This window comes from Xanthomonas sp. LMG 12462 (genome assembly GCF_009192885.1).
In the GTDB taxonomy this organism is placed as follows: Bacteria; Pseudomonadota; Gammaproteobacteria; order Xanthomonadales; family Xanthomonadaceae; genus Xanthomonas_A; species Xanthomonas_A sontii.
This window is the reverse complement of record NZ_NMPP01000032.1, coordinates 34,316-60,771: the sequence shown is the minus strand read 5'-3', so window position 1 is coordinate 60,771 and position 26,456 is coordinate 34,316. Positions and strand designations below refer to the sequence as shown.

The 26,456-nt window shown below is 68.6% G+C and carries 30 protein-coding genes and 1 pseudogene; 15 read left to right on the top strand and 16 right to left on the bottom strand.

Features of this window, described 5'->3' with window-relative positions; all coding sequences use genetic code 11:
- The first annotated feature begins 125 nt into the window (after positions 1–125).
- Positions 126–389, top strand: a complete 264-nt coding sequence (locus CEK69_RS09420; protein ID WP_017908770.1) for a hypothetical protein — start codon at positions 126–128, stop codon at positions 387–389.
- A gap of 475 nt (positions 390–864) precedes the next feature.
- On the opposite strand, the gene CEK69_RS09415 is transcribed toward CEK69_RS09420, so the two are convergent.
- From CEK69_RS09415 to CEK69_RS09395, 5 genes and pseudogenes are all read right to left on the bottom strand, one after another.
- Complete coding sequence (locus CEK69_RS09415; RefSeq protein ID WP_193313947.1) at positions 865–2,199, bottom strand: sorbosone dehydrogenase family protein; 1,335 nt, start codon at positions 2,197–2,199, stop codon at positions 865–867.
- Between the two features lie 74 nt (positions 2,200–2,273).
- Positions 2,274–2,594, bottom strand: coding sequence for a DUF3247 family protein (locus CEK69_RS09410; protein ID WP_017908768.1), 321 nt, complete (start codon positions 2,592–2,594; stop codon positions 2,274–2,276).
- Positions 2,595–2,662: 68 nt separating this feature from the next.
- Positions 2,663–4,606, bottom strand: a pseudogene (locus tag CEK69_RS09405) (ATP-binding protein); the annotation flags it as partial.
- A 221-nt stretch (positions 4,607–4,827) separates the two neighbouring features.
- Complete coding sequence (locus CEK69_RS09400) at positions 4,828–5,076, bottom strand: hypothetical protein (protein ID WP_152245221.1); 249 nt, start codon at positions 5,074–5,076, stop codon at positions 4,828–4,830.
- A 19-nt stretch (positions 5,077–5,095) separates the two neighbouring features.
- On the bottom strand, positions 5,096–5,566 hold the full coding sequence (locus CEK69_RS09395; protein WP_017914945.1) for a hypothetical protein: 471 nt from the start codon (positions 5,564–5,566) through the stop codon (positions 5,096–5,098).
- A gap of 192 nt (positions 5,567–5,758) precedes the next feature.
- On the opposite strand from CEK69_RS09395, the gene CEK69_RS09390 reads away from it, so the two are divergent.
- On the top strand, positions 5,759–6,328 hold the full coding sequence (locus CEK69_RS09390) for a DUF3016 domain-containing protein (RefSeq protein ID WP_148828012.1): 570 nt from the start codon (positions 5,759–5,761) through the stop codon (positions 6,326–6,328).
- Positions 6,329–6,375: 47 nt separating this feature from the next.
- On the opposite strand, the gene alr is transcribed toward CEK69_RS09390, so the two are convergent.
- Together alr and CEK69_RS09380 are read right to left on the bottom strand one after the other, a co-directional pair.
- On the bottom strand, positions 6,376–7,449 hold the full coding sequence (gene alr / locus CEK69_RS09385; RefSeq protein ID WP_152245219.1) for an alanine racemase: 1,074 nt from the start codon (positions 7,447–7,449) through the stop codon (positions 6,376–6,378).
- Positions 7,428–8,735, bottom strand: a complete 1,308-nt coding sequence (locus CEK69_RS09380) for a D-amino acid dehydrogenase (RefSeq protein ID WP_026143316.1) — start codon at positions 8,733–8,735, stop codon at positions 7,428–7,430. Before CEK69_RS09380 ends, alr begins: the two co-directional genes overlap by 22 nt.
- A gap of 136 nt (positions 8,736–8,871) precedes the next feature.
- Between CEK69_RS09380 and CEK69_RS09375 the strand changes: the two genes are divergently transcribed.
- Positions 8,872–9,351 carry an Lrp/AsnC ligand binding domain-containing protein gene (locus tag CEK69_RS09375; RefSeq protein ID WP_017908762.1) on the top strand — a complete coding sequence of 160 codons (480 nt, stop codon included), beginning with the start codon at positions 8,872–8,874 and terminating at the stop codon, positions 9,349–9,351.
- Positions 9,352–9,372: 21 nt separating this feature from the next.
- Here CEK69_RS09375 and CEK69_RS09370 read toward each other — a convergent pair whose 3' ends face one another.
- Together CEK69_RS09370 and CEK69_RS09365 are read right to left on the bottom strand one after the other, a co-directional pair.
- Positions 9,373–9,753 carry a host attachment protein gene (locus CEK69_RS09370; RefSeq protein ID WP_152245217.1) on the bottom strand — a complete coding sequence of 127 codons (381 nt, stop codon included), beginning with the start codon at positions 9,751–9,753 and terminating at the stop codon, positions 9,373–9,375.
- 122 nt (positions 9,754–9,875) lie between these two features.
- Positions 9,876–10,322, bottom strand: coding sequence for a hypothetical protein (locus tag CEK69_RS09365; RefSeq protein WP_152245215.1), 447 nt, complete (start codon positions 10,320–10,322; stop codon positions 9,876–9,878).
- A gap of 138 nt (positions 10,323–10,460) precedes the next feature.
- On the opposite strand from CEK69_RS09365, the gene msrB reads away from it, so the two are divergent.
- The 6 genes from msrB to CEK69_RS09335 all read left to right on the top strand — a co-directional run bounded on the left by msrB (position 10,461) and on the right by CEK69_RS09335 (position 14,492).
- Positions 10,461–10,925: a peptide-methionine (R)-S-oxide reductase MsrB gene (gene msrB / locus CEK69_RS09360; RefSeq protein WP_152182202.1), complete on the top strand. Its 465-nt coding sequence runs from the start codon at positions 10,461–10,463 to the stop codon at positions 10,923–10,925.
- 65 nt (positions 10,926–10,990) lie between these two features.
- Positions 10,991–11,362 (top strand): MliC family protein, encoded by a 372-nt coding sequence (locus tag CEK69_RS09355; protein ID WP_152245213.1) that lies wholly within the window; start codon positions 10,991–10,993, stop codon positions 11,360–11,362.
- A gap of 114 nt (positions 11,363–11,476) precedes the next feature.
- Positions 11,477–12,331: a flagellar motor stator protein MotA gene (gene motA / locus CEK69_RS09350; protein ID WP_017908926.1), complete on the top strand. Its 855-nt coding sequence runs from the start codon at positions 11,477–11,479 to the stop codon at positions 12,329–12,331.
- Between the two features lie 7 nt (positions 12,332–12,338).
- Positions 12,339–13,535: a flagellar motor protein MotB gene (motB, locus tag CEK69_RS09345; RefSeq protein WP_152245211.1), complete on the top strand. Its 1,197-nt coding sequence runs from the start codon at positions 12,339–12,341 to the stop codon at positions 13,533–13,535.
- Positions 13,536–13,662: 127 nt separating this feature from the next.
- Positions 13,663–14,199: a hypothetical protein gene (locus CEK69_RS09340; protein ID WP_152245209.1), complete on the top strand. Its 537-nt coding sequence runs from the start codon at positions 13,663–13,665 to the stop codon at positions 14,197–14,199.
- Between the two features lie 8 nt (positions 14,200–14,207).
- On the top strand, positions 14,208–14,492 hold the full coding sequence (locus CEK69_RS09335; RefSeq protein ID WP_017907657.1) for a DUF4031 domain-containing protein: 285 nt from the start codon (positions 14,208–14,210) through the stop codon (positions 14,490–14,492).
- Between the two features lie 19 nt (positions 14,493–14,511).
- Here the strand turns inward: CEK69_RS09335 and CEK69_RS09330 are convergent, their stop codons facing one another.
- Positions 14,512–15,057 (bottom strand): hypothetical protein, encoded by a 546-nt coding sequence (locus CEK69_RS09330; protein ID WP_017907656.1) that lies wholly within the window; start codon positions 15,055–15,057, stop codon positions 14,512–14,514.
- Positions 15,058–15,206: 149 nt separating this feature from the next.
- Here CEK69_RS09330 and CEK69_RS09325 point away from each other — a divergent pair, with 149 nt between their 5' ends.
- Complete coding sequence (locus CEK69_RS09325) at positions 15,207–15,449, top strand: DUF3297 family protein (RefSeq protein ID WP_010343635.1); 243 nt, start codon at positions 15,207–15,209, stop codon at positions 15,447–15,449.
- A 57-nt stretch (positions 15,450–15,506) separates the two neighbouring features.
- Here CEK69_RS09325 and CEK69_RS09320 read toward each other — a convergent pair whose 3' ends face one another.
- The 3 genes from CEK69_RS09320 to CEK69_RS09310 all read right to left on the bottom strand — a co-directional run bounded on the left by CEK69_RS09320 (position 15,507) and on the right by CEK69_RS09310 (position 18,313).
- Positions 15,507–16,268, bottom strand: coding sequence for an ABC transporter permease (locus CEK69_RS09320; RefSeq protein WP_017907655.1), 762 nt, complete (start codon positions 16,266–16,268; stop codon positions 15,507–15,509).
- Positions 16,265–17,212, bottom strand: coding sequence for an ABC transporter ATP-binding protein (locus tag CEK69_RS09315; protein ID WP_152245207.1), 948 nt, complete (start codon positions 17,210–17,212; stop codon positions 16,265–16,267). The genes CEK69_RS09320 and CEK69_RS09315 overlap by 4 nt, the downstream gene beginning before the upstream one ends.
- 171 nt (positions 17,213–17,383) lie before the next feature.
- Positions 17,384–18,313 (bottom strand): DMT family transporter, encoded by a 930-nt coding sequence (locus CEK69_RS09310; RefSeq protein ID WP_017907653.1) that lies wholly within the window; start codon positions 18,311–18,313, stop codon positions 17,384–17,386.
- A gap of 111 nt (positions 18,314–18,424) precedes the next feature.
- On the opposite strand from CEK69_RS09310, the gene CEK69_RS09305 reads away from it, so the two are divergent.
- On the top strand, positions 18,425–18,904 hold the full coding sequence (locus tag CEK69_RS09305; RefSeq protein WP_017914794.1) for an Lrp/AsnC family transcriptional regulator: 480 nt from the start codon (positions 18,425–18,427) through the stop codon (positions 18,902–18,904).
- A 194-nt stretch (positions 18,905–19,098) separates the two neighbouring features.
- Here the strand turns inward: CEK69_RS09305 and CEK69_RS09300 are convergent, their stop codons facing one another.
- Together CEK69_RS09300 and CEK69_RS09295 are read right to left on the bottom strand one after the other, a co-directional pair.
- Positions 19,099–20,736 (bottom strand): Na+/H+ antiporter, encoded by a 1,638-nt coding sequence (locus CEK69_RS09300; RefSeq protein ID WP_017907651.1) that lies wholly within the window; start codon positions 20,734–20,736, stop codon positions 19,099–19,101.
- Positions 20,737–21,156: 420 nt separating this feature from the next.
- Entirely contained in the window at positions 21,157–21,630 is a 474-nt protein-coding gene (locus CEK69_RS09295; RefSeq protein ID WP_017911980.1) for a hypothetical protein, read from the bottom strand.
- 444 nt (positions 21,631–22,074) lie between these two features.
- On the opposite strand from CEK69_RS09295, the gene CEK69_RS09290 reads away from it, so the two are divergent.
- The 3 genes from CEK69_RS09290 (at position 22,075) to CEK69_RS09280 (ending at position 24,455) form a co-directional block, all read left to right on the top strand.
- Positions 22,075–22,743: a class I SAM-dependent methyltransferase gene (locus CEK69_RS09290; protein WP_152245205.1), complete on the top strand. Its 669-nt coding sequence runs from the start codon at positions 22,075–22,077 to the stop codon at positions 22,741–22,743.
- A gap of 204 nt (positions 22,744–22,947) precedes the next feature.
- Positions 22,948–23,610, top strand: a complete 663-nt coding sequence (locus tag CEK69_RS21260; RefSeq protein ID WP_226975109.1) for a pentapeptide repeat-containing protein — start codon at positions 22,948–22,950, stop codon at positions 23,608–23,610.
- 254 nt (positions 23,611–23,864) lie between these two features.
- A complete protein-coding gene (locus tag CEK69_RS09280) occupies positions 23,865–24,455 on the top strand; it encodes a fasciclin domain-containing protein (RefSeq protein ID WP_017911977.1) in 591 nt (196 codons plus the stop codon).
- A gap of 120 nt (positions 24,456–24,575) precedes the next feature.
- Here the strand turns inward: CEK69_RS09280 and CEK69_RS09275 are convergent, their stop codons facing one another.
- Entirely contained in the window at positions 24,576–26,018 is a 1,443-nt protein-coding gene (locus CEK69_RS09275) for a UdgX family uracil-DNA binding protein (protein ID WP_152245203.1), read from the bottom strand.
- Between CEK69_RS09275 and CEK69_RS21035 the strand changes: the two genes are divergently transcribed.
- A complete protein-coding gene (locus CEK69_RS21035) occupies positions 26,017–26,406 on the top strand; it encodes a hypothetical protein (protein WP_193313946.1) in 390 nt (129 codons plus the stop codon). The two genes, CEK69_RS09275 and CEK69_RS21035, sit on opposite strands and share 2 nt — an antisense overlap.
- Positions 26,407–26,456 lie beyond the last annotated feature (50 nt).

The window sequence follows — 26,456 nt, the reverse complement described above, 5'->3', positions numbered from 1 at the left end:
CAGGGACGCGCATTCTACCGGCAGTGCGCGGCGGCCCCGGTTTTGCGCGAATCCAACGCATCATTGATGTTTCGGCAACATCGCCGCGCCTAGGCTGCAAGGCACCCAATGACCGGAGAGGCAGCATGCGCGCAGTGTTCATCGGCGGCGTCGTCGACAACAGCGAAGTGGACCTGGATGGCAGCCAGCCGCCGTTGCACTACCCGGAGAACACCGGCACCGGGCGTCCGCGCTACCGCCTGCACCAGCGCGGCGCACGCGACGACGGCAGCGTGGTGTATGCCGTCTATGCCGCCCCGGAACTGGGCGACACCGAAGTGGAGCGCGTCTTCAACGAACGCGGCTACGCCCGCCGCTTCGGTGTGGAACCGGCGCCTGTGGAGCACTGACGCCGGGCTTTCGGCTCGGTCAATCAATCGTGCAGGAGCGGCGTCGGACGCGACCGGGCCTTGCCAGCCGCATCCCGGCCGCGGCCGACGCCGCTCCTGCACGCGTTAGCAGAGATAGATTTGCCCTCGCGCTCACTCGCGCGATTTTCGATTGCAGCAAACAAGGCCGGCTTTCAGGAAGCGGCTGCGGTCGTGGTTTTCCTGTAAGGCCCGTCGCGGCTGAAGCCGCTCCTATGGGTGTCTGCGCATGTTTTTCGAAGCACGCGGTCGCGCAATGAGATGCGCGCTGCAGCAGCCCTGGGGGCACGCGCCACACCGCCGCAGTGGTCCTTTGTAGGAACGGCCTAAGCCGCGATCGGGCTTCACCATGAAGCCCACGTCGCAGCCATCAGTCCCGCATCGCGACCATGAACCCCGCGCCGCGACCGAAGCCACCCCTACGATCGATGCGGAAACACGCGGCTAACCAGACCGCTCACTTCCCCGGCTTCGGCGTCACCCGCCACACCACATTGCCGACGTCGTCGGCGACCAGCAGCGCGCCCGGCTTGTCCACCGCCACGCCGACCGGGCGGCCCTGCGCGCGGCCCTCGGCGTCGAGGAAGCCGGTCAGTACGTCCTGCGGCTTGCCGCTGGGCTTGCCGTTGGCGAAAGGCACGTAGATCACCTTGTAGCCCGACGGCGGGTCGCGGTTCCAGGAGCCGTGCTGGCCGATGAAGGCGCCGCCGCGGTAGGGCTGCGGCAGCAGCGCACCCTCGTAGAAGGCCAGGCCCAGCGAGGCGGTATGCGCGCCCAGCGCGTAGTCCGGCTTGATCGCGCTGGCCACCATCTCCGGGTTCTGCGGCTGCACGCGCTCGTCCACGTGCTGGCCGTAGTAGCTGTACGGCCAGCCGTAGAAACCGCCCTCGCGCACCGAGGTCAGATAATCCGGCACCAGGTCGCTGCCGATCTCGTCGCGTTCGTTGACCACGGTCCACAGCGTGTCGGTGCCGGGCTGCCAGGCCAGGCCGACCGGATTGCGCAGGCCGCTGGCGAACACGCGGGTGGCGCCGCTGGCGGCGTCCACTTCCAGGATCGCGGCGCGGTTGAGCTCCTGCTCCATGCCGTTCTCGGCGACGTTGCTGTTGGAGCCGACGCCCACGTACAGCTTCTTGCCGTCGCGGCTGGCCAGCAGGCTCTTGGTCCAGTGGTGGTTGATGCCGCCGGGCAGGTTGGCGACGAAGCTGGGCGCGGCGGTGATCTGGGTGTCGCCCTCCTTGTACGGGAAGCTGACCAGGGCATCGGCATTGGCGATGTACAGGCGGTCGCCGACCAGGGCCATGCCGAACGGCGAATACAGGCCCTTGAGGAACTGCGTGCGCACTTCGGCGACGCCATCGCCGTCGGCGTCGCGCAGCAGGGTGATGCGGTTGGCGCTGGGCACGGCGGCGCCGGCCTTGGCCATCATCGCGCCCTGGATCTTGTCGCGCAGGCCGCTGCTCTCCTTTTCCGGTGCCGGCGGCTCGGCGGTCTCGGCGACCAGCACGTCGCCGTTGGGCAGCACATACAGCCAGCGCGGATGGTCCAAGTCGCGGGCGAAGGCCTGCACCGCCAGGTCGGCGGCCGGCACCGGCGCGGCGCCATCGGCCCAGCGCTTGACCTCGGCGACCTTGACCGTGGGGATCATGCGCTTGACCGGATCGGGCAACACCGGATCCGGCCCCATGCCCTCCTCGATGGAGTGCTTGGCGGTGTCGCCGCAGGCGGCGAGCAGGGCGGCACTGAGCGCACACAACACCCAACGGGCGCGAATCGGCGAAGACATGGCCATGTGTCTTGGATATCCGGGAACACGGGGGAACGCCGATGATGCACAGCCCCGACGCGGAAAAAGTGAAAGATGCGTCAAGAGGCGTCGCCGCGCGGATCGGTCTCCCAGGGCCGTGCCGGCAACTGGCGCACGCTGCGGATTTCGTCCAGCCACAGGTAGCGGTGCCGGGCCGGATCGTCGAGGTCGTCGATGCGCACCTGCGCATTGCTGCCCTCGTTGCCATCGGCGTCGCGGAACTGCTGGATGCTGGGCCGGACCGACACGGTGCCGAAGCACACGCTGCCGTCGTGCAATTCGATGCGCACATGCGCCTGCCCGGGCAGTTGCAGGATCAACGCTTCCAGCGCCTGGATCTGCGCCTGGTCGGTGTGGATACGCTCGGCAAACTGGGTCATCGGCGGACTCCTGAGGGGGAACCGCAGCACCCTAACGCCGGCCGCGTGAGCCGGCGGGCAAGACCGCGCTAACGCTGCCGCGCGAAGCGCACCGCCGAGACCAGCTGCGCCACGCTGTACGGCTTGGCCAGGTGTTCCTGGAAGCCGGACTGCAGCGCGCGCTGGCGATCGTCGGCACGCGCCAGCGCAGTCACCGCGACCGCCGGCAGTTCGTCCGCGCCCAGGCCCATGTTCTCGCGCACGGTGCGGATCAGCCCGTAGCCATCCATGCCCGGCATGCCGATGTCGGTGACCATCACGTCGATCGCCGCATGGCCGCCGCCGTCGAGCACCTCCAACGCCTCGCTGGCCGAGCCCACCGCGACCACCTCCGCGCCCTGCTCCTCGAGCAGGCGCCGCAGGTAGTCGAGCATGTCCGGCTGGTCCTCCACCGCCAACAGGCGCACGCCCTTGAGCGAATACGCCTCGACCACCTGCTCGGCCATCGCGAACGCGCGCACTTCGCGCAGCGGGCGCGAGCCCGGCGCATCGCGGTGCAGCGGCAGGCGCACGGTGAAGACCGAGCCGCAACCGCGACCTTCGCTGGCCGCGCTGATCTGGCCGCCGTGCATTTCCACCAGCTGCTGCACGATCGCCAGGCCCAGGCCGAGGCCGCCGTGCAGGCGTGTCGTAGTGCTGTCGGCCTGGCGGAAGCGCCCGAACAGATGCGGCAGGAATTCCGGCGGAATGCCGTCGCCGGAATCGCGCACGGCCACGCTGACGTGCTCGCCATCGTCGTCGAGCGCGATCGCCAGGGCGATGCGCCCGTGCGCGGGCGTGAACTTGATCGCGTTGGACAACAGGTTCCAGAACACCTGCTGCAGGCGCGTGGCGTCGCCCAGCACCATGCACGGCTGCGACGGCGCCTGCAGGGTCAGCGCCTGGTCCTTGCCTTCGGCCACCGGCTCCTGCGCGCGCATCGCCTCGCGCACCTGCTCGGCCAGGTCCAGCGCCTCCACTTCCAGTTGCACCTTGCCCAGCAGCATGCTGCTGAGATCGAGCATGTCCGAGATCAGCCGCTGCTGCGCACGCGCGCTGCTGGCGATGACCGACAGGCCCTTGCTGCTCGGGTCGCCCGGCGGCAGCCGCTGCAGCAGCAGGTCGCTCCAGCCGAGGATGGTGGTCAGCGGCGTGCGCAGTTCGTGCGACAGCGTCGCCAGGAATTCGTCCTTCAGCCGCGCCATGCTCTCGGCGGCGTTGCGTGCGCTGCGCTCGGATTCCAGCAGTTGCTCGCGCGCCAGTTCGATGTCGCGGCGTTCGGTGACGTCCGGACTGCTGCCGGCCAGGCCGATGAACTGGCCCTCGGCGGAATAGCGCGGCACCGCGGTCATTTCCACCCAGCGCCACTCGCCGTCGTGGCGGCGCGCGCGCACCAGCGCGCGCAGGTTGCGCTGGTCGTGCAGCGCGTTGCGCAATTCGTAGGCGAACACGCCCACGTCTTCCGGATGCAGCACGTCGCCCCAACCCGGGCGCGCAGCATCGGTATCCAGATCGATGCCGAAGAATTCGGCATAGGCGGTGTTGGTGAAGCGCAGTTCGCCCTGGGCGTCCAGCACCCACACCGGCATCGGCAGGCCCTCGGCAAGCGCGCTGAAGCGCGCCTCGCTCTCGGCCAGGTCGCGCTCCATCCGCTTGCGCTCGGTGATGTCGAGGAACTGCACGGCGACCTGGCGCAGTTCCGGCGCGCCGACACGGAACGAATCCACTGCCCACCAGCGGTCCAGCGCAGTCGCGAAGTTCTCGAACTTGTCCGGACGGCCTGTCAACGCCACCGCGCCGTAGCGCTGGAACCAGTGCTCCTCGTGGGTCGGCGAGATCTCGCGCATGCGCCGCCCGACCACATCGCGCAGGCCGGTCTCGCGCTCGAAGGCCGGATTGACCTGCAGGAACACGTAATCGACCGCGCGCTCGCCCTCGAACAGCATCTGGATCACGCAGAAGCCGGAATCGATCTTGTCGAAGATCTCGCGGTACTGCAGGTCCGTCGCCTGCGCAAACGAGGAAGCGGTGGAGTCTGGACTGGCATGCATGACGGACTAGCTCTGGAAGCGGCCTACGGCAACGGATGAAGACGGTGCCCGGCATCCGCGGCGCAACGACGATGCGCCAGGAGCGGCAAGGCGTAAACCCCCATCTTGTTAAGCCACTCCGCCGCCGTCAAGCCAGCGCCTGTGCTGCGCCTGCCCGAACGATGTCACCAGAAGAACGCGATCACCAGCACGATGCCCAGCAGCGACAGGCCGATGCCGGCGAGCACCATCCACTGGGTCAGGCGCGCGCTGCGCAAGGCCTGCTCTTCCAGCCAACGCTCGGCCTCCTCGCGCCACGGCGGCGGCGAAGAGGATTCGAGCAACTGCTGCACGCGTGTCGGCCCCAGCTGCCGGCATTGCCGGCGGCATTCTTCGGGAACCACGGATCGCTCGGGTGCGCTGACGACGGACATGCCAAGATTCCTGAATTGCTCAGCCGAGCGTGAAACGCGGCGCGTCGCCGGCGAGCTCGTGCTCCACCGCCATCCGCGCCAGGCGCGTGTAGTTGGCGCGCGGGCCGGCACCGCGGCCGACGATCAGGCCCAGGTACTCCAGGCCGGTCCACACCCGCGCCTTCCACTCCACGCCGTCCTCGGCCAGCACCAGGGTCAGCGTGTAGCGGAAGCTCTGCCCCTGCGGGCTGCGGTAGTGGTAGCTGGGCGGGAACTGCACGGCCACGTCCTGCGCCTCGCCGAGCGAGACCAGGTAGCGCCGCAGCAGATGGCGCACGTCGTCGCCGGGGTTGAGGCGCAACTGCCGCGCCGCCTCGTCCAGGTTGGCCTGGTGCTCGACGAACGCGGCAGCACCGCTGGCCGGGCTGTGCCCATGCCGCTTGGCCCAGTCGATGAATTGCAGGCGCACATCGCTGCCGGTGTGGGCCTGGTGGAACAACGGCGTCTTCATGCGATCCCCGCATCCTCCGAGTGGCAACCATGCTCGCGCGCGCACCGTGAAGCAGGCGGCGAGGCGATGTGAGCCGTCCGTCACGCCGGAGCGGATGAATCGGCGGCCAACGGTCGTCGCCGCACGCCTCGCCGCGATTGCGGGCACGCCGGCACAGGCACACACTGGGCGCACGTCTCCTGGAGATCCGCCATGAAGATCCGCTATGCCTGGACGGCGCTGGCGCTTGCCTGCCTGTGGGCGGGCGGCGCCTCCGCCGAGATCCGCAACGTCACCGACCCGCAGGCGCCGCGCAGCCTCGTCAGCGACGGCCCGGTGCAGGTCAGCTGGGCCGACCCGTCCACCTTCAGCGAACTGCGGCAAAGCCGCAACCGCTGGGAAGCCGAACGCGGCGACTGGGTACAGGACCTGGCCGCCTACCTGCAGAAGCAGGCCGCCAAGCAACTGCAGCCCGGGCAGCGCCTGGACATCAAGCTGACCGACATCAAGCGCGCCGGCGACTTCGAGCCGTGGCACGGCCCGAACTGGAACGACGTGCGGGTGATGCGCGACCTGTACCCGCCGCGGATCAGCCTCGACTTCACCCTGTACGGCGCCGACGGCCAAGTGATCGCGCAGGGCCAGCCGAAACTGATGGACCCCAGCTATCTGTACAACAGCTCGGTCGGCCTGAGCACCGATCCGCTGCGCTACGAAAAGCGCATGCTCGACGACTGGCTGCGCCGGCAGTTGCGCAAGGACAGCACGGTCGCCGAGCGCTGAGGCCGCACGCGCGGCGCCGGCATCGCGCCGGCGCCGTCAGGCATGGATCAACCGCCGAGATAGGTGCGCGGCGCGCGCTTGAGGCCGCACAGCAAGCGGTAGGCGCTGGAACTGCAGCGCCCGGCCAGCGCATCGATGCGCGGCTGTTCGCCCCACAACTGCACCTCGCTGCCGAGCCCGGCCTGCGGGTGGTCGGTCAGGTCCACGGTCAGCATGTCCATCGACACGCGCCCGATCAGTGCGCCGGGCGCGCCATCGATCAGCACCGGCGTACCGTTGGGCGCGAACTGCGGATAGCCGTCGGCATAGCCGATCGCCACCACCCCGACCCGGGTCGGCCGCGCCGCGACGAAGCGCGCGCCGTAGCCGACCGGCTCGCCCGGCGCGATAGTGCGCACGGAAATGATCCTGGACTGCAGGGTCATCACCGGACGCAGTTCGCCGGGCAGCGCGGCCGCGGCGGCGAACGGGTCGGCACCGTACAGCATCAGTCCCGGCCGTCCCCAGTCGTTGCGCAGCTCCGGCCAGCCGAGCAGGGCTGGCGAGTTGCACAGGCTGGTCTCGCCGGCCAGGCCGGCGGTGGCCTGACGGAACACCTCCACCTGCTCGCGGGTGCGCGCGCTATCGAGTTCGTCGGCGCGGGCGAAGTGGCTCATCAGCACCAGTCGCTCGACCTGCGGCAGCGCGCTCAGCCGCGCGTGCGCGGCGCGGAATTCCTCCGGCGCCAGGCCCAGCCGGTGCATGCCGCTGTCCAGCTTCAGCCACAGGCACAGCGGCTGCGGTGCGGCGAAGGCGGCGATCGCCTCCACCTGCCAGGGCGAGGCCACCGCGCACCACAGCCGGTGTTCGGCGACCAGCGGCAGTTCGTCGGCGTCGAAGATGCCTTCCAGCAGCAGGATCGGCGCGGCGATGCCGGCCTGGCGCAATTCCAGCGCCTCCTCGATGCAGGCCACCGCGAAACCGTCGGCCTCGCCGTCCAGCGCGCGCGCACAGGCCACCGCGCCGTGCCCGTAGGCATCGGCCTTGACCACCGCCAGCGCCTTGCCGCCGCTCAGCCGGCGGGCCAGGCGGTAGTTGTGGCGCAGCGCGGCGAGATCGATCAATGCACGGGCTGGGCGCACGCGACGGCCTCGGCGACGGACGCGGCGGAACCGCGGGAATAACGGAAGATGTCCAGGCCCTCGCCGCTGATCTGCGGCTGCCGCGAGACCATCAGGTCGGCCAGGTAGCGACCGGAGCCGCAGGCCATGGTCCAGCCCAGCGTGCCGTGGCCGGTGTTGAGGAACAGGTTGCGGTAGCCGGTGGCGCCGACCACTGGGGTGCCGTCCGGGGTGGCCGGGCGCAGCCCGGTCCAGAACTCGGCCGCGGCCAGGTCGCCGCCGCGCGGGTACAGGTCGTTGACCACCTTCTCCAGCGTGGCGCGGCGCCGTGCCGGCCGCGACAGGTCGAAGCCGGCCAGTTCGGCCATGCCGCCGACGCGGATGCGATCGTCGAAGCGGGTGATTGCCACCTTGTAGCTCTCGTCGAGGATGGTGGAGGTGGGCGCCAGCGCCGCGTCGCGGATCGGCAGGGTCAGCGAATAACCCTTCAGCGGGTACACCGGCAGGCGGATGCCCAGCGGCGCCAGCAGGCCCGGCGAATAGCTGCCCAGCGCGACCACATAGCGGTCGGCGCGCTCCACCCGTCCGCCGATGCGCACGCCATCGATGCGGTCGCCATCGGCCTGCAGCGCCTCGATGGTCTCGCCCTGGCGGAACTGCACGCCGGCCGCGGCGGCCATCGCGGCCAGGCGCTGGGTGAACAGGCGGCAGTCGCCGGTCTGGTCGTTGGGCAGGCGCAGCGCGCCGACCAGGGTCGCCGGTGCGCTGGCCAGGGCCGGCTCGACCCGGGCGATGCCGGCACGGTCCAGCAGCTCGTAGGGCACGCCGTACTCGCGCAGCACCTCGATGTCCTTGGCCGCACCGTCCAGTTGCTGCTGGGTGCGGAACAACTGGGTGGTCCCGAGCTGGCGGCCTTCGTAGGCGATGCCGGTCTCGGCACGCAGCTGGTCCAGGCAGTCGCGGCTGTACTCGGACAGGCGCACCATCCGCGCCTTGTTGATGGCGTAGCGCTCGGCGGTGCAGTTGCGCAGCATCTGCGCCAGCCACAGGTACTGCTGCAGATCGGCGGTCGGCGTGATCGCCAGCGGCGCATGGCGCTGGAACAGCCATTTCAGCGCCTTCAGCGGCACCCCGGGCGCCGCCCACGGCGAGGCGTAGCCGGGCGAGACCTGGCCGGCATTGGCATAACTGGTCTCCAGCCCGGCCGCAGGCTGGCGGTCGACCACCGTCACCTCGCAGCCGCTGCGGGCCAGATACCACGCCGTGGCCGTGCCGATCACTCCGCTGCCGAGAACCAGAACCCGCATGCGCCTACTCCGTTCGGATCAAATCCCTGGCTGGATGGCGCCAGGGCAGAAGTTCGGTGCAGTATAGGCAGCACAACCCAGGATTTTCCCCTGACTTCTGCCGGCTTGGCAGGCCAAACCCCTGAGACCGCCCCGCATGGCCGCACGCCTTCGCGAACTGGACAAGATCGACCGCAAGATCCTGCGCATCCTGCAGCAGGAAGGGCGCATCTCCTTCACCGAACTGGGCGAGCGGGTGGGCCTGTCCACCACCCCGTGCACCGAGCGGGTGCGCCGACTGGAACGCGACGGCGCCATCACCGGCTACTACGCGCGGCTGGACCCGCATTACCTCAAGGCCAGCCTGCTGGTATTCGTGGAGATCAGCCTGGCCTACAAGTCCGGCGACATCTTCGAGGAGTTCCGCCGCGCCGCGCTGAAGCTGCCCAACGTGCTCGAGTGCCACCTGGTCTCGGGCGACTTCGATTACCTGCTCAAGGCCCGCATCAGCGAGATGGCGTCCTACCGCAAGCTGCTGGGCAGCACCCTGCTGACCCTGCCGCACGTGCGCGAGTCCAAGAGCTACATCGTGATGGAGGAAGTGAAGGAAACGCTCAGCCTGCCGATCGCCGACTGAGCGTTCCGCGCGAGGGGCGGGTCAGGAGACCAGCAGCTTCTCGAGGTCGTCGCGCGAGGAATTGGCGTGGTTCTTGGCCAGTTCGGCCACCACCCGCTTCTGGACCTCCTTGTGCAGCAGCGGCCGCAACTGCCCCAGCGTGTGCGGGTCGGCGACCAGCATCAGATGCTCGACATCGCCGCGCAACGCGTCCTGGTACAGGCGCTCGGCGATCTGACGCACGAACCCGGCTTCATCCATGGTCATCGGCCGGTCGCCGTCCTCCACGCCCTCGATCGGCGTCGGGTTCAGCACTTCGGTCTGCTCCAGCAGCGCGGTCTCGCCGGCCAGGTTGACCCGGAACAGGCGCGCAGCGGTGCGGTCGGCGACGACGATCAGGGTGTTGTCGGGAAGCTTGCTCATCGGTTCTCCTGCGAAAACATGGCGCCGCGGCAGTCGCGGCCGGTTCGCCAGTCTAGGAACCGATTTGTGAGGATGGCGGCCACGCGGCGTTCGCCGCGCGTTCGCCGCCGGGGCGCAGGCGCTCAGTCCTGGATGCGGACCCCGTCGCCGCTGGGCACGGTGTCGTAGTAACGGCCGGTGCGGGTATCCAGCGCGCGGTTCGGCCCCACCTGCATCGCCCCCGGCACCAGCTGGCCGCGGCGGTCGTAGAGGCGGACCGGGCGGCGTGCGGACGGGTCGGCGAGCGCGGCGGCCGGTACCGCCGGACTGGCCGGACGCGTGTGCCGGGCCTTTCCTTGCGGCCGGTCGTCCAGGCTGGAAGGCAAAGGCGCGGCCTTGGGGGCGGACGTTGAGGCCGGCGGACGCTCGTCGAGGCGGCTGGCCACCGAGGGCGCCGGCGGCGGCGCGGACTGCAGGGTGTTGGCGTCGCGATTGCCGGCCGGTGCGCCGGGGACCGGCTGGAGACTCTGCGCGGCGGCGAGTGCCGGCAGGAGCAGGGCGATTGCAACGCAGGGCAGCAGGCGCTTCACGGTGGCTCCATCGACGGGCCGGGGCGGAGCATTCCACGCTAGCGCATCGCCAACGCCGCGTCGACGCGGCGCGGCGCGCTTGATCCACCCCGTACAGCCCTCATGTTGTTTTCCCCTCCTCCAGCCACGGGCCCCGCCATGAGCCGATTCGACCTCACGCCTCCTACCGCTGCCGAGCGCGAGCAGTTGATCGGCGGACTGAACGCGGAGGAACGCCGGGTGCTGCTGCAGCACGGCACCGAAGCGCCGTTCTGCGGCGTATTCCTGGACAACAAGCTGGAGGGCGTCTACACCTGCCGGATGTGCGGGCTGCCGCTGTTCCGCTCCAGCGCCAAGTTCGATTCCGGCACCGGCTGGCCGAGCTTCTTCGCGCCCTACCACCCCGACCACGTGCGCGAACTACGCGACACCAGCCACGGCATGATCCGCACCGAGATCGTCTGCGCCCGCTGCGACAGCCATCTCGGCCATGTGTTTCCGGACGGCCCGCCGCCGAGCGGCGAGCGCCACTGCCTGAATTCGGTGTCGCTGCAGTTCACCGAACAGGGCCAGGCGCTGCCCAACCCGCTGCACCGCGGCGGCGGCGAGACCGAACCGGCCTGATTCCGGCGCAGCCGCGCCGCCACAGGGAGACCACCGGTATGCGTCGAACTCCGTTGCTTCCCCTTTTGCTCCTGCCACTGGCCCTGGCCGCCTGCCAGCGTAGCCCCACCCCGCCCGCGCAGACCGCCCCCGCGGCGGCGGTCTCACCGGCCGCCGCGCCCGGCCTGCAGGCCGATGCCCTGCCCATGCAGTGGCGCTGCGGCGAGGAACTGGTGCAGGCGGCCGCCGATCCGGCGCGCGAGCGCCTGGCCCTGCAGGTGCGCGGCACCCGCCTGGACATGCAGCGCACCGATGCCGGCGGCGCCACCGGCGCGCGCTACACCGACGCCCTGGGCAATACCTTCTGGCAGTCGCAGCCGGACCAGGCCACGCTGACCCTGGCCGGCCTGGGCGAGACCCTCAAATGCGTCCGCCACGACAGCGGCATGACCGGCTGAAGACCGGCGCTGGCGCGGCCGCCGCCAAAAACCCGGCACAGTTCACACCTTCAGAATGGCGCGGCGGGGCCGACATCTAGAGCGTCCCCGCTCCGGCCCGCAGGCTGCCCCGCCATGCTCATCATCGTTGGCTTCATCGTCGTCATCATCAGCGTGGTCGGCGGCTACGTGCTGTCGCACGGCAAACTCGGCGCGCTGTGGCAGCCCTACGAGCTGATGATCATCGGTGGCGCGGCGCTGGGCGCGTTCCTGGTCAGCACCCCGGGCAAGATCGTCAAGGCGACGCTCTCCGGCGTGCTGGGCGTGTTCAAGGGCCCGCAGTACAAGGCCGACGACTACCGCAGCACCCTGACCCTGATCTACGAACTGCTGAACAAGGCGCGCCGCGACGGCTTCATGGCCCTGGAAGACCACGTCGAGCGTCCGGCCGACAGCGCGATCTTCGGCAACTACCCGAAGGTGCTGGCCGACCACCACCTGCTCGACTTCATCACCGACTGCCTGCGCCTGATGATCGGCAGCAACATCGAGCCGCACGAACTGGAACCGCTGCTGGAGCTGGAGCTGGAGAAGCACCACCACGAGGCGATGGCGCCGGCGCATGCGCTGAGCAAGGTGTCCGACGGCCTGCCCGGCTTCGGCATCGTCGCCGCGGTGCTGGGCATCGTCATCACCATGGGCTCGATCGGCGGCCCGATCGAGGAGATCGGTCACCACGTCGGCGCGGCGCTGGTCGGCACCTTCCTCGGCATCCTGCTGGCCTACGGCTTCGTCGCGCCGCTGTCGGCGGCGATGGAAGCGCGCGCCGAGCAGGACAGCCGCATCTTCGAATCGGTGAAGACCGCGCTGCTGGCCTGCCTGCGCGGCTACAACCCGAAGATCGCCCTCGAATTCGCGCGCAAGACCCTGCCGACCGACGTGCGGCCGAGCTTCGCCGACTTCGAATCGCATCTGAAGACGATCAAGTAACGCGGTCATGGCCGAGACCAAATCCACCGTCGTCATCCGCCGGGTCAAGAAGGTCCAGGGCGGCGGCCACCACGGCGGCGCGTGGAAGGTGGCCTATGCCGACTTCGTGACCGCGATGATGGCGTTCTTCCTGGTGCTGTGGCTGGTGGCGGCCACCACCAAGGAACAGCGCGCGGCGATCGCCGAATACTTCCGCAATCCCAGCCCGCTGGCCGGCAAGAGCCCGGCGCCGAGCCCCGGCATGGCCGGCCCCGGCGGCGCCAGCACCTCGATGATCAAGCTCGGCGGCGCCGGCGAGATGCAGCGCGGCAACAACAAGGATCCGTTCGGCAGCAAGAGCCTGAAGGGCGACGACAGCAAGACCACGCAGCGCGAGAAGGAGAAGCAGCGCCTGGAAACGCTGATGCAGGAGCTGAAGGAAGCCATCGACAAGAGCCAGGCGCTGGAACCGTTCAAGGACCAGCTGCTGCTGGACCTGACCCCGGACGGCCTGCGCATCCAGATCGTGGACAAGGAAAACCGGCCGATGTTCGACCTCGGCAGCGCGGTGCTCAAGCCCTATACCCGCGGCATCCTCCACGAGCTGTCCGGCTTCATCAACCAGGTGCCCAACCACATCAGCATCACCGGCCACACCGACGTCACCCAGTACAGCGGCAAGAACGGCTACAGCAACTGGGAGCTGAGCGCGGACCGCGCCAACGCCGCGCGCCGCGAGCTGGTCGCCGGCGGCATGGGCGAGGACAAGGTCTCGCGCGTGGTCGGGCTGTCCTCCTCGGTGCTGTTCGACAAGCAGGTGCCGAACAATCCGATCAACCGCCGCATCAGCATCGTGGTGATGACCAAGGATGCCGAGGACGCCGCCACCGCCGACGGCGACCACAGCGTCGCTCTGGGCACGGTGCAGCCCGACGCCGACACCAAGGTGCCGGACCTGAGCGCCGCGGCGACGGACGCGGCCGCCGCGCCGGCCGCCGGCAAGGGCGCGCCCGCGGCGGCGCCTGCCGCCAGCAACGGCGCTGCCCCGACGGCGCCGGCCGCGACGCCGGGCAAGGCCTCGGTGCAGATCGCCGAGCCGCGCACGACCTCGCCGGAGGCCGCGGCCGCGGCCGCGCGCGATGCCTTGCGCAGCATCAACGGCAGCGCACCGGTGGCGAGCACCGCCGCCCCGGGCGGGACCCCGGCAGCGACCAACACGCGCTGACCGCGACGCCACGGCGCGCGCCGCCAGCGGCCGCGCAGGCGCGGGCGACGACCGCGCCGCACCGTCCCGGCGGGACCGCACACGGCGCGGCGCTTACAATGGCCGCCACTTCGCCAACGAGACCGCCGTGTCCAAGCAATCCAAAGCCAAGCGCGACAAGCGCAAGAAGCAGCAGTCGCCGCGCCCCTTCGCCCGCCTGGGCCGCGAGCAGCCCATCGCCAACCACGCCGTGCTGCAGAACGAGAGCGGCCGCGTGCTGGCCGCGATCGGCCTGCAGGGTCGCCAGTGGTTGCTGTCGGTCGGTGGCCAGACCATGGGCAATGCCGACAATCCGGTGCCGATGCTGGCGATGCTCAAGCACCTGGCCAACCTGCAGGAGCAGGAAGGCAACACCATCACCCTGGACTACTCCGCGCAGTTGCAGCAGATGATCGACGCGCTGGCGGTCGAGGCCGGCCAGACCCCGACCGAGTACCTGGACGCGCTGGTTGCCGAGTTCGCCGCGGGCGACGGCGCGGCGGAGGATGGCGCCGAGGACGAGACCGACGCGGGTGCGGATGCTGACGCCGCGGCGGAGACTAGCGATACCGACCCGGTGGAGGCCGACGGCAGCGCGGCGACCGACGCCGCGGCGGACGCCGACGGCACGCACAAGCCGGCCTGACCTGGCGCGTGGCGGTCTACATCGACGATGCGGTGCATCCCTGGCGCGGCCAGCGCTGGGGCCACCTGCTCGCCGACACGCTGGACGAACTGCACGCCATGGCGGCGCGGCTGGGCATTCCCCGCCGCGCCTTCCAGAACAAGCTCAGCGGCGCGCACTACGACGTGCCCGCCGCCCTGCGCGACGACGCGATCCGCCTGGGTGCGGTGCCGGTCTCGCGGCACAGCGACCGCGAGCTGCTGAAAGCATTGATCCGCAATGCACGTGCGCAGGCGCGCGGCGAGGCGCGGTGAACGGCGGCGCCACGTCCGCCTAGAACGGATCGCTGCCCGGGCGCAGTTCGATGTCCAGCAGCGCCGCCAGGCGCCGCATGTCCTCGTCGTCGCGACTGAGCGCCATCCACCCGGCGTACGCATCGCCCTCGGTGTCCCAGCACCAGAGGGTGTAGCCGTGTTCGCGCAGGCGGTCGTAGGCCACGTTCAGCAGCGCCGGCACGTCATGGCTGTCGAGGAAGTCCTCGTCGTCCACGTCGCCGCCCCAATCGATGCGCAGGTTCCAGCGCGTCGCCAGTTCGTCGATCGCGCCGATCAGCGACTCGGTGTCCTTCCAGTCCACGTAGAAGCCGGCACTCCAGTCGATGGCATCCTTCAGCGTCCACAACCAGCCGTCGTCCTCTTCGCCCTCGTGCTCGGCGCGCGCTTCGCGGAACGCGTTGAACTGACGCAGCGCACTTTCCTCGTCGCCGGGATTGATCAACAGTAGCAGGTTCCAGATCAGCCCTTGCTGGGTGTCCGGATCGTCGTCGAGCTCGTCGTGCAGATCGTCGGGATCGTCGTAATCGGTGCTGTTGTCGGGCATGGCGTGAGCCGGCGGATGGAAGGGAAGGTGCAAGTGTGCCGTGCCCGCCGCGGCGACGGAAGCGCACGGAACTCGGCAACGGCGCCGCAGGCGTTTATCCTTCGCAGCCCGGAAGACGGCGCTGTCCGCCGCCACGCGAAGCCACCACGATGTCCGACACGCCCCCCGACCGCCTGGCGGTCAGCCCGCAGAGCCCCTTCCACGATGCCGAGACGCTGTCGCGCGGCGTCGGCATCCGCTTCAACGGCGTGGAGCGCGACAACGTCGAGGAGTACTCGATCAGCGAAGGCTGGATCCGCGTCCAGGTCGGCAAGGCGCGCGACCGCCGCGGCAATCCGATGACCATGAAGGTCAAGGGCACGGTCGAAGCCTTCTGGCTCGACGCCAAGTAAGCGCGACCGCCGGCAGGCGCCGCGCCTGCCGGCATGCTGCAGCCCCGGCGCCGCACCTCAGGGCTTGAGCCGATAGCCGCTGCGGAAGATCGCCCACACCACGCCCAGGCACAGCGCCAGGAACGCCAGGGTCATGCCCAGGCTGACCGCGATGTGCACGTCGGCCTTGCCGTAGAACGCCCAGCGGAAGCCGCTGACCAGGTACACCACCGGGTTGAACAGGCTGATCTTCTGCCACAGCGGCGGCAGCATGTTGATCGAGTAGAAACTGCCGCCGAGGAAGGTCAGCGGCGTGATCACCATCAGCGGGATCACCTGCAGCTTCTCGAAGCCGTCGGCCCACACGCCGATGATGAAGCCGAACAGGCTGAAGGTCAGCGCGGTCAGCACCAGGAAGCCGAACATCCACAGCGGATGCGCGATCTCGTACGGCACGAAGGCGCGTGCGGTGAGCAGGATCAGCAGGCCCAGCAGCACCGACTTGCTGGCCGCCGCGCCGACGTAGCCGATCACCACCTCCCACCACGCCACCGGCGCCGACAGCACCTCGTAGATGGTGCCGGCCCAACGCGGCATGTAGATGCCGAAGGAGGCGTTGGAGATGCTTTCGCTGAGCAGCGACAGCATCACCAGCCCGGGGATGATGTAGGCGCCGTAGCTGATGCCGTCGATGGCGCCCATGCGCGAACCGATCGCCGCGCCGAACACCACGAAGTACAGCGAGGTCGACAGCACCGGCGAGGCGATGGACTGGGTCAGCGTGCGGAAGGTGCGCGCCATCTCGAAGCGGTAGATCGCGGCGATCGCGTGCAGGTTCATGCGCGCACCTCCGCCGCGGCCGACGCCGGCCGCACCAGGTTGACGAAGATCTCCTCCAGCGAACTCTCGCTGGACTGCAGATCCTTGATCTCCACGCCCTGCGCCTCCAGTTGCCGCAGCAGCGGGCCGATGCCGGTCTGCGCGGCCTGCGCGTCGTAGGTGTAGGTCAGTGTCGTGCCGTCGGCGGACAGCTCCAATGGCTGCGCCGCCAGCGCCGGCGGCAACACGTGCAGCGGTGCCTGCAGGGTCAGCGCCAGTTGCTTCTTGCCGAGCTTGCGCATCAGCGTGCGCTTGTCCTCCACCAGCACCAGTTCGCCGCGATTGACCACGCCCACGCGGTCGGCCATGTCCTCGGCTTCCTCGATGTAGTGCGTGGTCAGGATGATGGTGGTGCCCTGCTCGCGCAGGCGCCGCACCATCTGCCACATGTCGTGGCGCAGCTCCACGTCGACCCCGGCGGTGGGTTCGTCCAGGAACAGGATGGACGGCTCGTGCGCCAGCGCCTTGGCGATCAGCACGCGCCGCTTCATGCCGCCGGACAGGGTGGAGATGCGGCTGCCGCGCTTGTCCCACAGCGACAGCTCGCGCAGCACCCGCTCCAGATGGGCGTCGTCGCGCGGCTTGCCGAACAGGCCGCGGCTGAAGCGCACCGTCGCCCACACCGTCTCGAACGCATCGGTGGCCAGTTCCTGCGGCACCAGGCCGATCTTGCCGCGCGCGGCGCGGTAGTCGCGCACGATGTCGTGGCCATCGGCCAGCACCCGGCCGCTGCTGGGATTGACCAGCCCGCAGATGATGCTGATCAGCGTGGTCTTGCCGGCACCGTTGGGGCCGAGCAGGGCGAAGATCTCGCCGCGATGGATCTCCAGGTCGATGCCCTTCAGTGCCTGGAAACCCCCGGCGTAGGTCTTGGTCAGGTGTTGTACGGAAATGATCGGCGACACGGGAACTCCCTGGGCGCGCGGCGGCTGCGGAAACGGCCCCCAGGGTAGAAGCCGGCTCGTGATGGATAAATCCCGATCCGGCGGAAGCACTCTCCCGGATGCGGGACAGTGCGTCGGCCAGTGCCTGCACACGCAGGGCAACGTGACCGTCTTGGCCGTGGCGACGCCTGGTTAGCTTTGTCCGGTGTCGACGTCGACGACGGCCGGTCGCGCTGCGCGCGGCCACGGCCACACGCGCCAGCCGAAGTTGACCCCGGCCGCCGCCAGCAGGATCAGCAACGCCCCGAGCACCTGCGTCCATGCAAGCGATTGCCCGAAGGCGATGCGATCGACCGCGATCGCCACCACCGGATAGATGAATGACAGCGCGCCGATCATTGCTGTGGGCAGTTTCTGGATGGCGCCGTACAGCAGCACGTACATCACCCCGGTGTTGACCACGCCGAGCACGACCAGATCCAGCCATTGGCCGGGACGGGCAGGCAAGGCATCGAAATGCACGAACGGCGCCAGCAACACGATGCCGATGCCCAGTTGCAGCAGCGCGAGCAGATGCGGCGGCGTGCCTTTCAGGTGCTTGGTGACGATCGACGATACCGCGTACAGAAACGCGGCACCGAGCGCCAGGGCGACGCCCTGCAGGTACTCGCCCGGCACCGCAAGCACCGCAGGCGCGATGCGCACCACGCCCACCAGGCCGACGAACGCCACAGCCAGCCACCCCACGGTCGAGGCACTGATGCGCTCGCGGAACACGAGCGCGCCGAGCCCGACCAGCATGAACGGCTGCGTGTTGTAGACGGCGGTGGCCATCGAAATCGACGCGCGGCCGTAGGCGGCGAACAGCAGCAGCCAGTTGCCCACGATCGCGATCCCGCCGAGCAGCACCAGCGCCAGCATCCGCGGCGAGAACGCCTTGCGCCGCAACAGGCCCAGCGCCGCGCAGACGATGAGCAGCGTGGCCGCGCCGAACAGGCAGCGGAAGAACACCACGTTGAACGGCGACTGCCCCGACGACACCACCAGCCAGCCGATCGTGCCGGACATGAGCATGGCCACGACCATCTCGGCCGCACCACGGCGAATCTCGTTCGAGGCCATCCCGGTTCCTTTCAATGCTGCGAACAGCCGTCATTGTAGAAACCGCAATTCCGCGAAAATATGCTTAAATTTAGGCCAACTACGGAATTTACCTAAAAAAGGAAGGTCACCATGCAAACCCGCCTTTCCCCTCCCGCCATCGCCCCACTCGACGCGATCGACCGCGCCATCCTGGCTGCATTGGCGCAAGACGCGCGCATGGCGACCAGCGAACTGGCCCGGCAGATCGGCCTGTCGGCCCCGGCGACCGCCGACCGCGTGCGCCGGCTGCAGCACCAGGGCGTGATCGCCGGATTCACGGTCGAGCTCGATCCGCGCGCGCTGGGCTACACCTTGCAGGCGATCGTGCGGGTCAAGCCGCTGCCGGGGCAGTTGCACCTGGTGGAGGAACTGCTGCAGCGCATCCCGGAATTCGTCGAGTGCGACAAGGTGACCGGCGAGGACTGCTTCATCTGCCGGCTGTACCTGCGCAACATCGCGCACCTGGACAACATCCTGGCAAAAGTCACCGATCGCGCCGAAACCAACTCCGCCATCGTGAAGTCGACCCCGGTGCCGCGACGGCTGCCGCCGCTGGCCGAGGACGCCTAGCGCAATGCGCTAGTCGCGCGGCTTGCAACAGACCACACAGCGCCAGGGGCGCAGGCCGGCGTGCGCCCCTGGCGGGTAGAAAGCGACGAGCAGTGAACCGGCGCGCCGAAAGTGGCATCGCGGCGAGCCCAAAACGACGCCAGGAAGCCGCTTTCACGAATCCCCATTCCCGACTCCCCATTCCCGGCCGTCGATCAACTCTTGCGCCGCGCCTCAAGCAGATCCAGATTGCGGATCAGCCGGCGCGCGATCTCATCGGAGATCTTGCGCTGGCGGGTCAGCTTGAACAGTTCCTGGCGTTCGGCCTGCAGGCCGGCGTGCCGCAGCTGGCGCAGCACCGCGTCCAGGCGCCGCGCCTCCTCCGGATCGCTCTCCATCGCCTCGCCATGGTCGAGATGGCGCTGGTACAGCGCGCTGACCCGGTTGGCGGCCTCGTTGTAGAGATCGGCGTGCTCGCTGTCCTGCACCAGCCGCTGGCGCAGCTTCTCCACCGCCGCCAGCGCCGCGCGCGAAGACTCGCGGCGGGCCAGGTCTTCCTCCAGGCGGTCGGTCGGCTCTTCCGGTAGCTCCAGGCCGCGCAGCAACCGCGGCAGGCCGATGCTGGCGACCAGCAGCGAGGTGACGATCACCGCGCTGGCCAGGAAGATCGCCAGGTCGCGCGCCGGGAACGCGGCGCCGCCGGGCAGGGCCAGCGGCAGGGTCAGCACGCCGGCCAGGGTGATCGCGCCGCGCACGCCGGCCAGCGAGGTCGCCACCACGATCCGCCACGGCGGGCTCTGCCGGTCCTCGCCGCGACGGCGCGCCTTGAGCAGGGTCCAGCGCAGCGACAGCCACACCCACAGGAAGCGCAGCAACAGCAGGCCGACGTAGATCGCCAGCGCATAGGCGGGCAGCCACCACGGGTCCAGGTGGCCGGCTTCGTCCATGTTGTGCATGGCGCCCTGCACGATGCCCGGCAACTGCTCGCCGAGCAGCACGAACATGATGCCGTTGAGGGTGAACTGCACCATGTCCCACACCGCCGAGCGCTGCACGCGCATGCTGCCCGGGGCGCGGCCGCTCAGTTCCACGTAGCTCATGGCGATGCCGGCGGCGACCGCGGCGAGGATGCCCGAGGCGTTGATCGCCTCGGCCAGCAGGTAGGCGGCGAACGGCAGCAGCAGGTTGACCAGGATCGCCGCGCCCGGCTCCTCGCCGACCTGGCGCCACACCCAGCGCTGCGCCAGGCTGGTGCCGACCACCACCGCGATGCCGGCGGCCACGCCGACCAGCGCCACCCACAGGAAGGTCAGCGAGGCATCGGCCAGCGAGAACGTGCCGGTGATCGCCGCGGCCACCGCGAACTGGAAGCAGACCAGGCCGGAGGCGTCGTTGAGCAGCGACTCGCCTTCCAGGATGTGCATCAGCCGCTTGGGGATCGGCGCGCGCGCGGCGATCGAGGACACCGCGATCGGATCGGTCGGCGACACCACCGCGGCCAGCGCGAACGCCACCGCCAGCGGCATGGTCGGGATCATCCAGTGGATCAGGAAGCCGGCGCCGATGACGGTGAAAACCACCAGGCCCAGCGCCAGCTCCAGGATCACGCCCTTGTCGCGGAACAGGCCCTGCTTGGGGATGCGCCAGCCATCCAGGAACAGCAGCGGCGGCAGGAACAGCAGGAAGAACAACTCCGGCTCCAGCGCATAACCCTTCTTGAACACGCCGGCGATGATCGCGCCCAGGCCGATCTGCACCAGCGGCAACGGCAGCGAAAACGGCAGTACGCGCACCAGGTAGCCGCTGGCCACCACGGCCAGCAACATCGCCAAGACCACTTCGATCGAATGCATGCTCGTCCGAACGGCGGCGCCACGCCGGCGGCGCCGCCCATGAATGGGGGAGCCTGCAAGCAAAGCGCACCGCGGCGGCGATGTCCAGTGGGGCGGCGCAGCCGGACGCTGATGTCGCAATGTTGCAGCCCGGACGGGTGGCCGCCACCTGGCGCGCCAGGTAAGCAGCGCTCGCCCCAGACCAAGCAGCGTCCATCCCGTCCGGATATGGACGCCCCCGGTGTGTCACCGACCGATGGTGGCCGCACGGCCGCATTGTCTCGCTGGCTGCATCGCGCCCAGCGGCGCACGATCCGTCCATGCTCCCTGACGCAACACTGGTGCGGAACGACGGCACATCGCTCCCTGCGTCCGCAAAATGCGCGCACGCACGCATCGTGCCGAAAACGTGCGCAGCGAGCAGGCGCAGAACCGGATCGACTACGGCTTGTAGGGTTCGAATGCCTTGCCTTTCCCCGTGCCAGTACTGATGGTCCATATTTGCGTGCAGTACGCACGATTGATATAGATGTAGTCGCTACGTGGGTCCACGCCTTCATCGATACTCGCGTCGTAGCCGTTTTGCTTGGTAAGAAACAGGGCGATTCCCTGCTTGCCTCTGTCCCCCTTGATGGGCGTGACCAGCACGGCAGCCCCTTTTTCTTCCCAGGCATCGGGCAAGTCCATCTCAAAGCACAGCCAGCGATCGCCCGGCGTCGCCTTCAGGCCCAGCACCCGCGCCACCGGGTTACTGTTGTCGGCAAGTTGCGCCGGCGAAAGGCGTGTGACATAGCACGCTTTCGGCTTTCCTTCCGACTGATCCTGCGCGCTTTCGATGAACTCCCATCCCTTGCTGCCGCCCAGTCGCTTCACCTTGCTCAGAATCGACACCGGGCCGTAGTGGTAGTACTTCATGCCATCCTCTCTTTACATGTGATCGTGCGGTTGATGTGGCATGTCCTTGCATCCCGGTCGACGGCAGATGCCGATCGCGTTGCACTGGCGAAACCAGCGGCTTCCAGTTGATCGACTAGGACCGGATCGCGGTTGGCGAAGGCCATGCACCCACAGAATCGGCCGTGGCCAAGGCAAGGGATGCCGGGCAAAACCTGATTTGTGGCCAATACCCACCCTATTGATCCCTTCCGGCGTAGGGGAGCGCGCTGCCAGTCAGTGTGAACGGCGACGGCTCGCGACGGCCCTGCCGGGCATGAGGGTGCGTCGCCTACAGGATGCTCCGGCAGCACTTGGCGCACTCGCCGGCATGACGTATGCAAAATGGCGGCGTCCGGGGCAGCGCTGGAGCTACTATCCGACTGCAGCGCCGGTGACGGACCGGCGCATTCGGCCGGAGACCGCATGCTCACCATCCAGGAACTCAACCGCTTCATCGACGAACACGCGGCCGAAGGCAGCATTCCGCGGATCTGGGAGCTGATCGGCGAGCACTTCGTGCAGGCCCAGGCCGTCCTGCCGGCCGAACACGCGATGGAGCGGCGCGAGCTGTCCTTCCACGATCACGTGCGGCTGCTGGGCTATCTGTGCCTGCTGCTGGAGGGCGTGCCGGGCGATCTGGTGGAGATCGGAGTGTGGAAGGGCAAGTCGCTGGTGCTGATGAACGAGGTGTCTGGCCGCCAGCGCCGGGTGATCGGCATGGATCCGTTCGCGCTGCCGAACCAGTTCGAGGAGTTCAACCACTATCGGCAGCAGTTGCTGCCCAATGCGCGCTTCATCCGCGGCTATTCCGAATTCTGCGCCGAACATTTCTACGCCATGGAGCCGAAGGTGGCGCTGTTGCACATCGACGGTGGCCACACCGGGCGCAACGTGCTGCTGGATTTCCTGCTGTACGCGCCCAGCGTCGTCTCGGGGGGGTTCGTGGTGTTCGACGACTACGGCGACTGGGAATCCTCGCCGGAGGTCGGTCCCGCGGTGGACCTGCTGCGCGCCGCCGGCTACTTCGGCGACTTCCATGTGCTCGGCTGCGCCCACGGCTTCGAGAACAGCTACGTGCTGCAGCGCCGATGAGCCGACGCGCCTTGGTCCTCCAGCGCGTGCCGGCAGCGCAAAGCGGCGTTCCGAGAACGGCATCGCCGGGATGATCCCGCCCAAGCAACAGGACAAGCATTTCCGACACATCGATCATCGATCCTGGACCCTGAGCCCGACAGCCACTCAGGGTGCGAACGTCGCGGCGCGTCCGAAGCTGCAGCCGCGCTCAACCATAACGGCATGGCAGATAGCATGCCGCCAATTCATCCCCGAGGCGGCCTGCCCATGAAAAACACAACCGCCAAATGGCGAAACCATGACTATCTGGCGAGCATCATCGACAGCATCGATTCGATCGCGGCTGGACGGCCGATCATTCGCGACGCTGATCTTTCCGGCATCAGCATCGGCCCATCCGCCATCCTGGAGCAGTTAAAAGCCGCAAATCTCTTCGAATCGAGGATCAGCAACACCGACCTGTCTTACTCGAAAATATCGGGAAGTGCGAACGATAGTTCCTTCATGAATGTCAGCTTCGAAAGTGCCAGCTTGAACGGAGCCCTTTTGTGCAGATCGGAAATAAAAAACTGCAACTTTTCAAAAAGCAAGCTTGTGATCAACATGGATGATGCGATCTGCGAAAAAACCGATTTCGTCAAAGCCAGGTTTTCCGGTGGATCTTGCGGAGTGGAGTACGGCGGCCGCCGGGTAAAATTCATGGACTGCGATTTTACCGGTGCTGTCTTTGACAGAGTCGAATTCAGAGCATCGACATTCATCAACTGCATCTTTGCCGATGCGAAATTCAGGAAATGCGACTTGCGTGGCGCCAGGTTTGAGGCTGGCGTTCTGCCACTGGCAGCCCAATTCGAGGATATGGACATCCCTTCTCAGTGTCGGTGATCTCGTCGGCGCAGGCCGAAGATGAGGCCTGCCTGCATTCGTATAGACCGTTCGCCGGAGCGCTGCCCGGCCTTGCGTCTGCACCACCGCGCGACAGTGCGCTCGCCTGAACCGCCCTGGATGCGAGCGACGGTACCCACCAACTCACCCTGTTCATCATTATCTGGATGGCGTGATGCAACCGCGTCGGCGCAGGCCGCGTAAAGACAGGTGCACGGCCAACTGGCCGCGCATCCCTTTCAAGGAGCAAGCCCATGAAGATCCACTTGCTGTCCCTGGCCCTCGCCGGCCTCGTCTCCCTGCCCGCCATGGCCGCCCCCAGCCAGGCCGCGATGCACGACCACGCCGCGATGAGCGAAGCCAAGCCGAATCCGATGGTCGGCGGCGCGCCGATGTACGCCACCAAGGACATCATCGACAACGCGGTCAACTCCAAGGATCACACCACCCTGGTCGCCGCGGTCAAGGCCGCCGGCCTGGTGGACACGTTGAAGGGCGCCGGTCCGTTCACCGTGTTCGCACCGACCAATGCCGCCTTCGCCGCGCTGCCGGCCGGCACGGTGGACACGTTGCTCAAGCCGGAGAACAAGGAAAAGCTGACCCAGGTGCTGACCTACCACGTGGTCCCCGGCAAGCTCGATGCGGCGGCGCTGCTGGCGCAGATCAAGGCCGGCGGCGGCAGCGCCAAGCTGACCACCGTGCAGGGCGAAACGCTGATCGCCAAGACCCGCGGCGGCAAGGTCACCCTCACCGACAGCAAGGGAAACACCGCGCATGTCACCACCGCCGACGTGATGCAGAGCAACGGCGTGATCCATGTGGTGGACAAGGTTTTGATGCCGTAAGCACATCGGGGGTGCATTGGCATCGCGGGGACGGCTGCGGCCGTCCCCGTTTTGCACGTCCACGCCTGCAACCGCGCCGCCGCGCCCCGATGGCGGCAACGGCAGCACGCGCACCAACGGTCAGTTGCCGGAATTCCCCGCGTGCGGCATCGGCACCTGCTCCGCCAACACGCGCAAGTCGCGCACGAAGCCGTGATAGGCGGCCTCGCCTGCCTCGCCGCCGCGCTGGCGCAGCACCCACGACGGATGCACGGTGGCCAGCGCGCGGGTGCCGTCGTCCAGCATCTGCCATTGCCCGCGCTGGGCCATCAGCTTGAAGCCGCTGCCCAGCACCGCGTGCGCCGCGGTCGCGCCCAGGCACAGCACGATGCGCGGGCGCACCCGCGCCAGTTCGCCGGCCAGCCACATCCGGCAGGCCTCGACATGCGCGCGCTCGGGATTGCGGTGCAGCCGCGCCTTGCCGCGCTGCTCGAAGCGAAAATGCTTGACCGCGTTGGTGACGTACATACCTGCACGCTCGACCCCCAGTTCCTGCAGCGCGCGATCGAACAGGCGCCCGGCCGGACCGACGAAGGGACGCCCGCTCAGGTCCTCCTCGTCGCCGGGCTGCTCGCCCACCACCATCACCGCGGCATCCTGCGGCCCTTCGCCGAACACGGTCTGGGTGGCCGGCTGCCACAGCGGACAGCGGCGGCAGTCGCGCGCCGCCGCGCGCAGCGCGTCGAGGCTGTCGTCGGCGGCCACCACCGGCGCCGGTGCCGGCGCGGGAATGCGCCGCCGCACCGGCTCGGGCGCGCGCTCGGCCATCTCGCGCACGCGCTGCCCGGCGTCGCGGATCAGCGTGGGCAGCAGTTGCGCTTCCGGCAGATGCTTCCAGTATTTCTGCGGCATCTCCTGGCGCATCATCGTCGGATTGAGCCGCGCCGGGTTGAAGATGTTGGCGTAGTAGGTGCGCCACAGCGTGTCCTGCGCGTCGTCGGCCGGCGCATCGGCACGCTGCGCACCGGCGCCGAACTGCAGCGTCTCGCCGTCCCAGCGCACGCTGCGGTACGGGGTGAGGATCGCCCAGCGCATGCCGGCGAAGCGCCGCGCGAAGAACGGCGCCACCCGATCGACGATGTGATGTTCCGGCTCGAACCAGGCGATGTAGGCCTCCTGCTCGCCCGGCACCTCGCGGAAGCGCACGAACGCCTTCATCTTGTGGCTGTCGCGGCGCACCGCCTGCGCCCATTGCTGGGCGCGGTGCACGTCGGCATCGGTGACCCGCTGCAGCAGCGCGCGCTCGCCGCCGGCGATGCGCCACAGGAGGCGGTACAGCAGCGCGTGCCGCTGCGGATCGCGATGGCACAGCACCGCACCGGCCAGCGCCAGGAACTCGGCCGACACCCGCGGCGGTGGCACCTGCGCCGGCAGCGTGGCGACGTCGGTCCCGGCGAGCAGCCCGCCCTGCGCATCGCCGTCCCAGGCCAGCGTCTCCGGCGCCACCTGCGCGCACCACGCCGCCCGCGCCACCGCCCGCCACGCCTCCAGGCTCCACGGCGGCGCCACCTCAGCCTGGAACATGCCCCGCTCCACGCATCAGCTCACCGAAACGAATGCAGAACACAGCAACACAACCGCCAACACAGCATCCGCAACCATCGCCGCGCGTGCAGATGTTGCTGTTTCTGTTGCTGTTTCTGTTGCTGTTGCTGTTGCTGTTGCTGTTGCTGTTGCTCGTGATGTTGCTTTTAAAACTTCCCGCCTTAAAGCGAGCCGAGCACCGGAGTGGCGAGCGGCCGAAGAGGCGCCCTTGTTTGAGCGAAGCGAGTTTGGGCGCCGTGCCGCTCGCCGCGAGGAGCGCAGGGGACCGGTGCGGCCGTATCGCACCGGCTCGTGTCAGGCGGGAGCGGTTTTGGTGACTTTTGCCAAGACAAAAGTCACTCGCGCCCGTAGGCGCGAAAGCCTTTGATGTTGCATTTGCAGTTGCCGTTGCCGTTGCCGTTGCCGTTGCCGTTGCCG